Annotated in this window: 10 protein-coding genes; 6 read left to right on the forward strand and 4 right to left on the reverse strand. The window is 69.9% G+C overall.

Annotation, left to right across the window (positions count from 1 at the left end):
* Positions 1–79 precede the first annotated feature (79 nt).
* Genes AC1RLW_RS06160 through AC1RLW_RS06175 form a run of 4 tightly spaced genes read left to right on the forward strand, consistent with a single transcriptional unit; the run spans position 80 to position 6,598 of the window.
* Positions 80–796, forward strand: coding sequence for a TetR/AcrR family transcriptional regulator (locus AC1RLW_RS06160; protein ID WP_070060446.1), 717 nt, complete (start codon positions 80–82; stop codon positions 794–796).
* Positions 793–2,286, forward strand: a complete 1,494-nt coding sequence (locus tag AC1RLW_RS06165) for an efflux transporter outer membrane subunit (RefSeq protein ID WP_493192484.1) — start codon at positions 793–795, stop codon at positions 2,284–2,286. Before AC1RLW_RS06160 ends, AC1RLW_RS06165 begins: the two co-directional genes overlap by 4 nt.
* Positions 2,283–3,467, forward strand: coding sequence for an efflux RND transporter periplasmic adaptor subunit (locus AC1RLW_RS06170; protein WP_493192485.1), 1,185 nt, complete (start codon positions 2,283–2,285; stop codon positions 3,465–3,467). The genes AC1RLW_RS06165 and AC1RLW_RS06170 overlap by 4 nt, the downstream gene beginning before the upstream one ends.
* Positions 3,468–3,487: 20 nt before the next feature.
* Complete coding sequence (locus tag AC1RLW_RS06175) at positions 3,488–6,598, forward strand: efflux RND transporter permease subunit (RefSeq protein ID WP_487847104.1); 3,111 nt, start codon at positions 3,488–3,490, stop codon at positions 6,596–6,598.
* A gap of 30 nt (positions 6,599–6,628) precedes the next feature.
* Here the strand turns inward: AC1RLW_RS06175 and AC1RLW_RS06180 are convergent, their stop codons facing one another.
* From AC1RLW_RS06180 to AC1RLW_RS06195, 4 genes are all read right to left on the reverse strand, one after another.
* On the reverse strand, positions 6,629–6,964 hold the full coding sequence (locus tag AC1RLW_RS06180; protein WP_369632617.1) for a DMT family transporter: 336 nt from the start codon (positions 6,962–6,964) through the stop codon (positions 6,629–6,631).
* A gap of 210 nt (positions 6,965–7,174) precedes the next feature.
* A complete protein-coding gene (locus AC1RLW_RS06185; RefSeq protein WP_095745061.1) occupies positions 7,175–8,698 on the reverse strand; it encodes a tripartite tricarboxylate transporter permease in 1,524 nt (507 codons plus the stop codon).
* Between the two features lie 15 nt (positions 8,699–8,713).
* The gene (locus tag AC1RLW_RS06190) at positions 8,714–9,265 is read right to left on the reverse strand and encodes a tripartite tricarboxylate transporter TctB family protein (protein ID WP_493192486.1); all 552 of its coding nucleotides are present in this window, start codon (positions 9,263–9,265) and stop codon (positions 8,714–8,716) included.
* A 148-nt stretch (positions 9,266–9,413) separates the two neighbouring features.
* Entirely contained in the window at positions 9,414–10,373 is a 960-nt protein-coding gene (locus AC1RLW_RS06195; RefSeq protein WP_070060440.1) for a Bug family tripartite tricarboxylate transporter substrate binding protein, read from the reverse strand.
* Positions 10,374–10,505: 132 nt separating this feature from the next.
* On the opposite strand from AC1RLW_RS06195, the gene AC1RLW_RS06200 reads away from it, so the two are divergent.
* Positions 10,506–11,186, forward strand: a complete 681-nt coding sequence (locus tag AC1RLW_RS06200; RefSeq protein WP_062481159.1) for a response regulator transcription factor — start codon at positions 10,506–10,508, stop codon at positions 11,184–11,186.
* A 20-nt stretch (positions 11,187–11,206) separates the two neighbouring features.
* Positions 11,207–12,625 (forward strand): sensor histidine kinase, encoded by a 1,419-nt coding sequence (locus AC1RLW_RS06205; protein WP_172438295.1) that lies wholly within the window; start codon positions 11,207–11,209, stop codon positions 12,623–12,625.
* The last annotated feature ends 7 nt before the right edge of the window (positions 12,626–12,632 follow it).

Genomic DNA, 12,632 nt, shown 5'->3' on the forward strand with positions numbered 1-12,632 from the left:
CATGCAACCAAAAACAAAAGCCTTCAGCAAGCCTTAAGTAAATCAATCGTTTGATTTCAATCATGCTCTAATCGCGCCGATGAACGCCAGGGATCCCCTCACGCCAACGCCCGTGCCCTCGCCGCGCCGCGCCCCCCGCAGCGACGGCGCCGAGGCGCGCCACCGCCTGCTGCACACCGCGCTGCGGCTGTTCGCCCAGAACGGTTTCGCCAAGACCTCGATCCGCGAGATCGCGCGCGAGGCCGGCGTGAACGTCTCGGCCATCAGCTACTACTTCGGCGACAAGGAGGGGCTGTACTCCGCCACCTTCAACGAGCCGATGGGCAGCGATTCGAACGACCTGGTGGCCGCCTGCAACGTGCCCGGCCAGTCGCTCGAAGCCACGCTGCGCATCTGCATGGCGGCCATGATCGATCCGCTCAAGCAGGGCGAGATCGTGCGCCAGTGCATCCAGCTGCACATGCGCGAGATGCTGGAGCCCACCAGCCAGTGGGCCAAGGAACTGGAGCGCGACATCAAGGGCCCGCACCGCGCCATCGTCGAGCTGCTGTGCCGCCACCTGCAGGTGGAGCGCGCCGACGACGACATCCACCGCCTGACCTTCGCGATCACCGGGCTGTCGATGCAGCTGTACGTGAGCCAGGATTTCATCGAGGCCCTGCGCCCGTCGCTGCTGCGCACGCCGCGCGCCATCGACACCTGGGCCGACCGGCTCACGGGCTACGCGATGGCGCTGGTCCAGGCCGAAACCGCACGCCGCCGCCAGGTGGCCGCCGAGCAGAGAAAGAAGCCATGAGACGACTCCGACGGATTGCCCTTGTTCTGAGCCTGCCGCTGGGCCTCGGCCTTGCCGGCTGCGGCCTGACGCGCCCGCCCGCCGCGGTGCAGGCGCCCTTCCCCGCTCAATGGCACGCGCCCCTGCCCCACGGCGGCTCGCTCGCCGCGCTGGCCGAGTGGTGGCGCCAGCTCGATGATCCGCTGCTGGTCGAGCTGATCGCCGCCGCCGAAACCGCCAGCCCCAACCTCGCGAGCGCCGCGGCGCGCGTGACCGAGGCGCGCTCCACGCGCGTGCAGGCCGGCGCGGCGCTGCTGCCCAGCCTGGACGGCACGGCGTCGGCCAGCCGCGGAGTTTCGGGCTCGTCGTTCGGATCGGGCGGCTCTTCGAGTAGCAGCAGCAGCGCCGCCGCCGCGCCGGTCACCACGCTGCAGGCCGGCCTGCAATCGAAGTGGGAGATCGACCTGTTCGGCCGCCTGCGCGCCGACCGCGACGCGGCCCAGCAGAAGCTGGACAGCGCCACCGCCAAGTGGCACGACGCCCGCGTCGCCGTGGCGGCCGAAACGGCCAACGCCTATTTCGCCGAACGCGCCTGCCAGCAGCAATTGAACGTGTCCGAATCCGACGCCAAGTCGCGCGGCGAAACGGCGCGGCTCACCGACCTGTCGGCGCGCGCCGGCTTCACCGCGCCGGCCGATGCGGCACTCGCGCGTGCCAGTGCCTCCGACGCCTCGGGCCGCCTCACGCAACAGCGCGCCCTGTGCGCGGTGCAGCGCAAGGCACTGGTCGCACTCAGCGGGCTCGACGAGCCCACGCTCGCGCAGAAGCTCGCGGCCTCGCCCACGCAGCGCGCGCTGCCCGTGGTCGGCGCCATCGCCAGCGTGCCGGCGCAGGCGCTCTCGCAGCGGCCCGACGTGTACGCGGCCGAACTCGGCGTGGCCTCGGCCAGCGCCGAGGTGGGCTCGGCCGAGGCCGAGCGCTACCCCAAGCTCACGCTCTCGGGCTCGATCGGCCGCATGCAGATCCGCACCAGCGGCTTTCGCGAATCGCTCGACACCTGGACGGTCGGGCCGCTGTCGCTCACCGTGCCGCTGCTCGACGGCGGCGCGCGCGCGGCCAACGCCGAGGCGGCCAAGGCGCGCTACACCGAGGCCGTGTCGCTCTACCGCGCCAACGTGCGCCAGGCGGTGCGCGAGGTCGAGGAAGCCCTGGTGAACCTCGACGCCACCACCGCGCGCAGCACCGACGCCGACAGCGCGGTGAAGAACTACCAGGCCTCGTTCGACGCCACCCAGGCCCGCTACAGCAGCGGCCTGGCCAGCCTGTTCGAGCTCGAGGATTCGCGGCGCACGCTGTTCGCCGCGCAGACCGCGCGCGTCTCGCTGCAGCGCGAGAGCACCGAAGCCTGGGTCTCCCTGTACCGCTCGATGGGCGGCGGCTGGAGCCGCCCCGCCGAAGCATCGTCCTCTATGACCACCACCCCGGCCGCCAAGGTCGCGACGTCGCCATGAAAACAATGAAGCGTTCCACCCTTGTCCTCGCGCTGCTGGCGCTGATCGTCGTTGTCGCCGCCGGCCTGTGGCTCACCCGCAAGCCGGCCGACGACAAGGCCGCGCCTGCGGCAAAAGGCCCCGCGCAGCGCCCGGCCCTGACCGTCTCGGTCGCCAGGCCCGAAGCCACCGAGCTGACCGTCACGCTGGCGGCCAACGGCAACGTGGCGGCCTGGCAGGAGGCCGTGATCGGCTCCGAATCGAACGGCCTGAAGCTGGCCGAGGTGCGCGTCAACGTGGGCGACACCGTGAAGAAGGGCCAGGTGCTCGCGGTGTTCTCGCCCGAGACGGTGCAGGCCGACATCGCGCAGGCACGCGCCTCGCTGGCCGAGGCCCGCGCCTCGGCCGCCGACGCCGCCGGCAACGCCGCGCGCGCCCGCACGCTGCAGGCCACGGGCGCGCTGAGCCAGCAGCAGATCAACCAGTACCAGACCACCGAGCAGACCGCCAAGGCGCGCGCCGAGGCGGCCGAGGCCGTGCTGGCCGCGCAGCAGGTGCGCGGGCGCAACACGCAGGTGCTGGCGCCCGACGACGGCGTGATCTCCGCGCGCACCGCCACGGTGGGCAGCGTGGTGGGCGCCGGCACCGAGCTGTTCCGGCTGATCCGCCAGGGCCGGCTCGAATGGCGCGCGGAAGTCACCTCGGCCGAGCTGGGCCGCGTCGCCGTGGGCACGCCGGCCTTCGTGGTCAGCGCCAGCGGCGCGCAGGTGAAGGGCACGGTGCGCAGCATCGCGCCCACGGTCGATCCGCAGACGCGCGCGGCGCTGGTCTACGTCGACCTGCCCAACGTGCAGCAGAACACCGGCGTGAAGGCCGGTATGTTCGCGCGCGGCGACTTCGAGCTCGGCCGCAGTTCCGCGCCGACCGTGCCGCAAAGCGCGATCGTGCCGCGCGACGGCTTCAACAACGTCTTCACGCTGCTGCCCGACGGCCGCGTGGCGCAGCTCAAGGTGCAGACCGGCCGCCGCCTGAAGGACCGCGTGGAGATCACCAGCGCCCTGCCCGAGGGCGTGCAGATCGTGGTGCAAGGCGCGGGCTTCCTCAACGACGGCGACCTGGTGCGCGTGGTGGATGCCACGCCCGCGGCCGCCGCGGCCGCCACCCCGGCGAAGGCGGGGGCCTCCGCCCCTTCGCCTAAATAAGCCAACACAAGGAACACGCCATGAACGTTTCCGCCTGGTCCATACGCAACCCCATTCCGGCGGTGATGCTGTTCGTGCTGCTCACCTTCGGGGGGCTGCTGTCGTTCAACGCCATGAAGGTGCAGAACTTCCCGGACATCGACCTGCCGACCGTCACCGTCTCGGCCTCGCTGCCGGGCGCCGCGCCCTCGCAGCTGGAGACCGACGTCGCGCGCAAGCTCGAGAATTCCATCGCCACCATCCAGGGCCTGAAGCACATCACGACCAAGGTGCAGGACGGCGCCGCCACGCTGATCGTGGAGTTCCGCCTCGAGAAGCCCGTGCAGGAGGCCGTGGACGACGTGCGCTCGGCCGTGCAGAAGGTGCGCGCCGACCTGCCCGCCGACGTGCGCGACCCGGTCGTCACCAAGCTCGACTTCGCGGCCCAGCCGGTGCTGGCCTTCACCATCGCCTCGTCGCGCATGGACAACGAGGCGCTGAGCTGGTTCGTCGACAACGACATCACCAAGAAACTGCTCGCGCTGCCCGGCGTGGGCGCGGTGAACCGCGTGGGCGGCGTCACGCGCCAGGTGCACATCGACCTCGACCCGGCCAAGCTGCAGGCGCTGGGCGCCTCGGCGGCCGACATCTCGCGCCAGCTGCGCCAGGTGCAGACCGAAAGCGCGGGCGGGCGCATCGACCTGGGCGGCAGCGAACAGCCGGTGCGCACCATGGCCACCGTGCAGTCGGCCGACCAGCTCGCCGACATGCAGATCGCGCTGAGCGACGGCCGCCGCATCCGCCTGGACCAGGTGGCGCGCATCAGCGACACCATCGCCGAGCCGCGCGCCGCCGCGCTGCTCAACGGCAAGCCGGTGGTGGGCTTCGAAGTGGCCCGCAGCCGCGGTGCCAGCGAGGTCGAAGTGGGCCGCGCCATTCAAAAGGCGCTGGCCGACCTGCGCGTGCAGCGCCCCGACATCGAGCTGACCGAGGCCTTCAACTTCGTCGACCCGGTGGAAGAAGAGTACGACGGCTCGCTGCACCTGCTGTACGAGGGCGCCATCCTCGCGGTGATCGTGGTGTGGCTCTTTTTGCGCGACTGGCGCGCCACCTTCGTCTCGGCCGTGGCGCTGCCGATGTCGGTGATTCCGGCCTTCGTCGGCATGTACCTGCTGGGCTTCTCGGTCAACGTGATCTCGCTGCTCGCGCTCTCATTGGTGGTCGGCATCTTGGTGGACGACGCCATCGTGGAGGTCGAGAACATCGTGCGCCACCTGCGCATGGGCAAGTCGCCCTACCAGGCGGCCATGGAGGCGGCGGACGAAATCGGCCTGGCCGTGATCGCCACCACCTTCACGCTGATCGCGGTGTTCCTGCCCACGGCCTTCATGAGCGGCGTGGCCGGCAAGTTCTTCAAGCAGTTCGGCTGGACCGCCTCGCTCGCGGTGTTCGCCTCGCTGGTGGTGGCGCGGGTGCTCACGCCGATGATGGCGGCCTACATCCTCAAGCCGATCGTCGGTGCCGAGAAGGAGCCGGGTTGGCTGCGCTGGTACATGCGCGCCGTGACGTGGAGCACGCACAACCGTTTCAAGACGATGGTGATGGCCACCCTCTTCTTCTTCGGCTCGCTGGCAATGATCCCGCTGCTCAAGACCGGCTTCATCCCGGCCGACGACAACTCGCAGACGCAGGTCTACCTGTCGCTGCCGCCGGGCTCCACGCTGGCGCAGACCACGGCCGCGGCCGAGGAAACGCGCCGCCGCGTGATGAAGATCAACCACGTGAAGAGCGTCTACACCACGGTGGCGGGCGGCAGCGCCGGCGGCGACCCGTTCGCGAACTTCGGCACGCCCGAGACGCGCAAGGCCACGCTGACGATCCAGCTCGACCCGCGCGGCGACCGGCCGCGCAAGCAGGTGATCGAGAAAGAGATCCGCACCGCGCTCGAGACCCTGCCCGGCGTGCGCAGCACCGTGGGCCTGGGCGGCTCGGGCGAGAAGTACATCCTGGTGCTCACGGGCGAAGACCCGGTGGCGCTGTCGGCCGCCGCCGGCGCGGTCGAGAAAGACCTGCGCACCATTCCCGGCCTGGGCAACATCACCTCGACCGCGAGCCTGATCCGCCCCGAGATCGCCGTGCGGCCCGACTTCGCGCGCGCCGCCGACCTGGGCGTGACCAGCTCGGCCATCGCCGAGACCCTGCGCGTGGCCACGCTGGGCGACTACGACCAGGCGCTGGCCAAGCTCAACCTCGCGCAGCGGCAGGTGCCGATCGTGGTGAAGCTCGAAGACTCCGCGCGGCAAGACCTCGACCTCATCGGGCGCCTGTCGGTGCCGGGCGCACGCGGCCCCGTCATGCTGAGCCAGGTGGCCTCGCTCACGATGGAAGGCGGCCCGGCCGTCATCGACCGCTACGACCGCTCGCGCAACGTCAACTTCGAGATCGAGCTGTCGGGCGTGGGCCTGGGCGACGCCAAGACCGCCGTCGAGGCCCTGCCCTCGATCCAGAAGTTGCCGCCCGGCGTGCGCATCGCCGAGGTGGGCGACGCCGAAGTGATGACCGAGCTGTTCGCCAGCTTCGGCCTGGCGATGCTCACGGGCGTGCTGTGCATCTACATCGTGCTGGTGCTGCTGTTCAAGGACTTCCTGCACCCGGTGACCATCTTGTGCGCGCTGCCGCTCGCGCTGGGCGGCGCCTTCGTGGGCCTCCTGATCGGGCAGAAGGCGCTGTCGATGCCCTCGCTGATCGGCCTGATCATGCTGATGGGCATCGCCACGAAGAACTCGATCCTGCTGGTGGAGTACGCCATCGTGGCGCGCCGCGACCACGGCATGAGCCGCTGGGACGCGCTGCGCGACGCCTGCCACAAGCGCGCGCGGCCCATCATCATGACCACGCTCGCCATGGGCGCCGGCATGCTGCCGATTGCCGTGGGCTTCGGCACCGCCGACTCGAGCTTCCGCTCGCCGATGGCGATGGCGGTGATCGGCGGGCTGATCACCTCCACGGTGCTGAGCCTGCTGGTGGTGCCGGCCGTGTTCACCTACGTGGACGACATCGAGCACTGGATCCGCCGCACCGTGCGCAAGGTGCGCGGACAGCCGGCCGATCCGCACATCGACGACGACCTGGTCGAGGCGCCGCAGCGCTGAGACCTCCGAGCGCGGGCAGCGGTGGGCCCGCTACCGCGCCTCGATGTTCAGCACCACCACGCCTGCCACGATGGCCAGCAGGCCGACCACGCGCGTCAGCGTGACCGCTTCACCGAACCAGACCATGCCGGCGACCGCGATCAGCGCGGTGCCGGCACCGGCCCAGACCGCGTAGCCCAGCCCCACATCCAGTACGCGCACCGCGAGCGACATGAGCCAGATCGCGCCGGCGTAGCAGGCGGCGGTGAGCAGCGATGGCAACAGGCGGGTGAAACCTTCGGCGTGGCGAAGGGCGATGGTGCCGGCGACTTCCGCCGCCACGCTGGCCGCAAGCAGCAGCCAGGCCAGAGTCTGTGGACTCTTCATGGGAATACCTCGTCACACCCCTGCCGTACCGGGCATGGAATGCGGGCGATGCAAGCGGTACCCCGAACGAAGCCGCCATTCTGGGGACATGCGGCGACGCGGTGATGACTGCGCAGCCAAGCCCCTTGGCGCCGCAGGCGCATTCAAAAAAAAATGCCGCGGGCGCCAATCGCCCGCGGCATGTGAACCGAAAAAGGAAGGTCGGTCGCGTCAGGCGTCCAGCTGCGCCAATCGCTTCAGCTTGCGTTCGCTCATGCGCTTGGCCAGGCGCGGCAGCACCAGCACGGCGACGATGGCGATGATCACCACGATCGACTCGGGGCGCTGGAAGAACACGATCGGGCTGCCCTGCCCCATGGCAATCGCGTTGCGCAGGTTGGCTTCGGCGAGCGGGCCGAGGATCATGCCGACCACCACGGGGGCGGTCGGGAAGTCGAAGCGCCGCATCACCACACCCAGCAGGCCGATGCCGAACAGCAGGAACAGGTCGAAGGTGTTCTGGCGCATGCCGTACGCACCCACGGTCGCGAAGATCAGGATGCCGGCGTACAGCTGCGGCTTCGGGATCTTGAGCAGCTTCACCCACAGGCCGACCATCGGCAGGTTGAGCACCAGCAGCATCAGGTTGCCGATGTACAGCGAGGCGATCAGCGCCCAGACCAGTGCGGCCGAGGTCGTGAACAGCTGCGGGCCCGGCTGGATGCCGTAGTTCTGGAACGCGCCCAGCATGATGGCCGTGGTGTTCGACGTGGGAATGCCCAGCGTGAGCAGCGGAATCAGCGCGGCGGTCACGGTGGCGTTGTTGGCGGCCTCGGGGCCGGCCACGCCTTCGATGGCGCCGGTGGTGCCGAACTCGGCCTTGTTCTGCGGGTCTTTCGCGAGCTTCTTCTCGGTGGCGTAGCTCAGGAAGGTCGGGATCTCGGTGCCGCCGGCCGGAATGCATCCGAAGGGCGTGCCGATGGCCGCGCCGCGCAGCCAGGCGGGAATCGAGCGCTTCCAGTCGCGGCCGGTCATGTGCACGCGGGTCAGCTTGTTCTGGCCCTCGACCACGCGGCCTTCGTACAGCACGGCGTACAGCACCTCGGCCACCGCAAAGAGGCCCACCGCCACCAGCACGATCTCGATGCCGTCGAGCAGCTCGGGCATGTTGCCGGTGTAGCGGCCCTGGCCGGTGATCTGGTCCAGGCCGACGCAGCCGATGGCCAGGCCGACGAACAGCGCCGTCATGCCGCGCAGCGTGCTCTTGCCGAGCACCGCGCTCACCGTGGTGAAGGCCAGCAGCATCAAGAGGAAGTACTCGGGTGCCGCCAGGCGCACGGCATAGTCGGCCACGAAGGGCGCGAACAGCGTGACGACCACGGTGGCGATGGTGCCGGCCACGAAGGAGCCGATGGCCGCGGTGGCGAGCGCGGCGCCCGCGCGGCCGCTCTTGGCCATCTTGTTGCCCTCCATCGCCGTGACCATGCTGGCGGTTTCGCCGGGCGTGTTCAGCAGGATCGAGGTGGTCGAGCCGCCGTACATGGCGCCGTAGTAGATGCCCGAGAAGAAGATCATCGAGGCCGTGATGTCGACCTTGCCGGTGATCGGCAGCAGCATCGCCACCGCCACGGCGGGGCCGATGCCGGGCAGCACGCCCACGGCCGTGCCCAGGGCACAGCCGATGAGGCACCACAGCAGGTTGATGGGGGTGATCGCGGCCGCGAAGCCGGTCATCAGTGCGTTGAAGATATCCATTTGGCGTGGCTCCGCTCAGATCCAGCCGGTGCTGGTGAGACCCGGCAGGCTGATGGCCAGGAACTTGGTGAACATCCAGAAGACCGGGGCCGAGATCGCCAGGCCGGTCACCAAGTCGGTGACCCAGGTGGCCGGTGCGTTGACCTTGGCCTGCCCGGCGGCGCGGCGCAGGCCCTGCACGGCCAGCAGGTAGCACAGCGCGCAGCTCAGGATGAAGCCGATGCTGGTGATGAGCGCCGCATTGAGCAGCAGGCCCGCCGCCACCCAGATGAAGCCGGGCCAGTAGGCGGTGTCGGCGCCGGAGGGGGCGTCGAGCTCGCGAAAGCCGCCGCTGAACGCTTCCCAGGTGATCCACGCGCCGCAGACCATCAGGACGATCGAGATCATCCAGGGCAGGAAGTTGGGGCCGACGCCGCCGTAGCCGGCTTCGGAAGAAATGCCGATGGCGCCGAAGGCCAGCGCAGCGCCGGTCAGCAGCACGCCGAGGCCGACGACGTATTGCGGCCAGCGGGCCGCGCCGGAGGTGGCCTCAGCGGAATGTGAGACCGAGGATTCTGGAGTTGTCATTTTTTGCTCCCGCAGTCGTGGGGAAAAAGAAGGCCCCTTCCAGAAACACCGCAAGCCGGCTTTGCCGGGCCGCGGGTGTTGCCCCCGGAAGGGGGTTGGCGTGCACGACACGAAGTGCGCGCAGCCTGGGGGCGACTCAAACTCAAACTCAGACCATGCCGGACTTGGCCATGATGGCGCGCAGGCTGGCGAAGTCGTCGTCGACGAACTTGGCGAAGGCGTCGCCCGACAGCACGGCCGGCGTCCAGTCGTTCTTCTTGAGCGACTCGGCCCACGACGGGCTCTTGAGCGCGGCCAGCACCATGTCGGTCAGGGCCTTGCGCTGCTCGGCCGAGATGCCGGGCGCGCCGTACACGCCGCGCCAGTTGCCGATCTCGACGTCGATGCCCTGTTCCTTCAGGGTCGGCACATTGATGCCCGGCAGGCGCTGGGCGGAGGTGACAGCAATGGGTTTCATCTTGCCGGCGGCGATGTACTCGGCGAACTCGCTGTAGCCGCTGCCGCCGATGGTGACGTTGCCGCCCAGGATGGCGGCGGTGGCTTCACCACCTCCGCGGAAGGCCACGTAGTTGATCTTCGACGGATCGGCGCCGACCTTCTGCGCGATCATGGCCGCGGCGATGTGCTCGGTGGAGCCGCGCGAACCGCCGCCCCACTTCACGCTGCCAGGGTCCTTCTTGAGCTGCTCGACCACGTCCTTCATGGTCTTGAAGGGCGAGTTCGACGGCAGCACGAACACGTTGTATTCGGTGGTCAGGCGCGCGATGGGCGTGGCCTGCGACAGGTTGACCGGCGGCTTGCCAGTGATGATGCCGCCCAGCATGACCGAGCCCATGACCATCAGCGCGTTGGCGTCGCCCTTGGAGCCGTTGACGAACTGGGCCAGACCCAGCGCACCGGCGGCACCGCCCTTGTTGTCGTAGGCGACGGTGTCGGCCACCTTGGCGTCGGTCAGGGCCTTGCCCAGCGCGCGGCCGGTGGTGTCCCAGCCGCCACCCGGGTTGGCCGGGATCATCATCTTGACGTTGGCGGCAGCGCGCGCCGACAGCGGCAAGGCGCCGGCAGCGGCCAGTGCGGCCAGGGACTTCAAAAAGGTATCGCGACGCATCGTTGGTGTCTCCTGAGAACTTGGGAACGGATGGAACCTGACTTGGACCTGAGCCGCTATCATGCGCCGCCCCGCTGTCAGTTGGCTGTCCACCAGACTGGGGAAAACACCGAAGTACCGACCCCTGCCCGTATGAAGCTGCTGCTCGTCGAAGACGACCCCTCGATGCAAATCACCCTGCAGCGCACCCTCGGGCGCCGCCGCATCGACGTGCGCATCTGCGGCGACGGCGCGCAGGCGATCGCGCAGTGGCGCGCCGTCGAGCCCGACGTGGTCGCGCTCGACCTGAGCCTGCCGCACGTCGACGGCCTGCAGGTGCTGGCCCAGGCGCGCGCCGAGGGCCTGCGCACGCCGGTGCTGCTGCTGACCGCGCGCGGCACGGTGGGCGACCGCATCATGGGCCTGAACGCCGGCGCGGACGACTACCTGCCCAAGCCCTTCGACCTGGACGAGCTCGAGGCCCGCATCCGCGCGCTGCGCCGGCGCAGCCTGAGCGCGGGGCCCGACCCCACGCTGAACCCGCTGGAGGTCGGCAGCCTGCGCTTCGAGCCCGACAACGGCGCCGTGTACCACCGCTCGGAACTGCTCGAGCTCACGCCGCGCGAGCTCGCGCTGCTCAAGGCGCTGATGATGAAACCCGGCCACGCGGTCACCAAGGAGCGCCTGTTCGAGCTGGTGTTCCCGGGCGAATCCGAGGTGCAGTACGAGGCCATAGAGGTGGTCGTGTACCGCCTGCGCAAGAAGCTGGTGGGTACCGGCACCGTGCTGATGACGATGCGCGGCCTGGGCTATCTCTTGCGGGCCGAGACTTGAGGGCGGCCCTGCGGCGCACGATGTCGTCCCTGCGCGCGCGGCTCCTGCTCGGCATCCTGGTGCCGGTGGCCGTGTTCGTCGTGATCAACAGCGTGAGCCTGTACCGCCAGAGCCTGGCGGCCGCCACCACCGCCTACGACCGCACGCTGCTGGCCTCGGCCAAGACCATCGGCGAGCAGCTCGACGTGGAAGGCTACGACGACATGGCGCGGCTGCGCGCGATCGTGCCCTACTCCGCGCTCGAGGCCTTCGAGGCCGACAACCGCAGCCGGCTGTTCTATCGGGTGTCGGCGCTCGACGGCGAGATGGTCTCGGGCTTTGCCGAGCTGCCCTTCTGGCGCGGGCGCATCCCCGATCGCGGGGCGTATGCGGCGCTGGTCGATTTCTACGACGCCGAGTTCCGCGGCCAGCCGGTGCGCGTCGCCGTGATGCTGCAGCCGGTGGCCAGCGCGCGCGGCCGCGGCATGGCCGTGGTGCAGGTGGCCGAGACGCTGGAACTGCGCGAAACACTCGTGCGCAAGCTGCTGCTCGACATGCTCTGGCGCCAGCTGCTGCTGATGGGCGTGATCGCGCTGGTCACCGTGGTCGTGGTGCAGCGCGCCACGCGGCCGGTGCGCGAGCTCGGCGAAGCCATCGAGCGGCGCCCCGAAGACGACCTCTCGCCCATCGACGCGCCCGGCGCCCCGGCCGAGCTGCGCCCGCTGATCGACGCCACCACCGAGGTCATGGGCCGGCTGCAACGCCTGCTCGACCACCAGAAGCGCTTCGTGCGCGACAGCGCCCACCAGCTGCGCACGCCGCTGGCGGTGCTGAAGGCGCAGGTGCAGTCGGCGCGCCGCGGCGACGTAGCGCCCGAGCAGGCGCTGGTCGAGATCAGCCAGACCGTCGAGCGCGCCACCACGCTGGCCAACCAGATGCTGTCGCTGGCGAAGGTGGAGCAGCTGCGCCAGCAGCCCGAATCGGCGCTGCTCGACCTGGGCGACGTGGTGCGCCACATCGCGCTCGACCTGTCGCCGCTGGTGGCCGACAAGGCGCTCGATTTCGAGCTGGCCGCCGACGACGCCGTGACCGTGCGCGCGCACCAGTGGATGCTGCAGGAGCTCACGCGCAACCTGCTGCACAACGCCATCAAGCACAGTCCCGCCGGCGCGCCGCTCTCGGTGCGCGTGCAGGCCGAGGGCGACGAGGCCGTGCTCACCGTGCGCGACGACGGCCCGGGCATTTCCGCCGAGCTGCGCCAGCGCCTGTTCGCGCCGTTCTCGGCCGGCAACACCGCGAGCGGCTCGGGCCTGGGCCTGGCGATCTGCCGCGAGATCGTTCTGGCCCTGGGTGGACGCATCAGCCTCGACAACCGCACGGTACCCAACCCCGGCGGCACCGACCGCGTGACCGGGCTCGACGCCGTGGTGCGGCTGCCGCTGTCGCGCCACAATGGCTGACCTTTCT

This window comes from Variovorax sp. GW822-FHT04A09, from assembly GCF_058801005.1.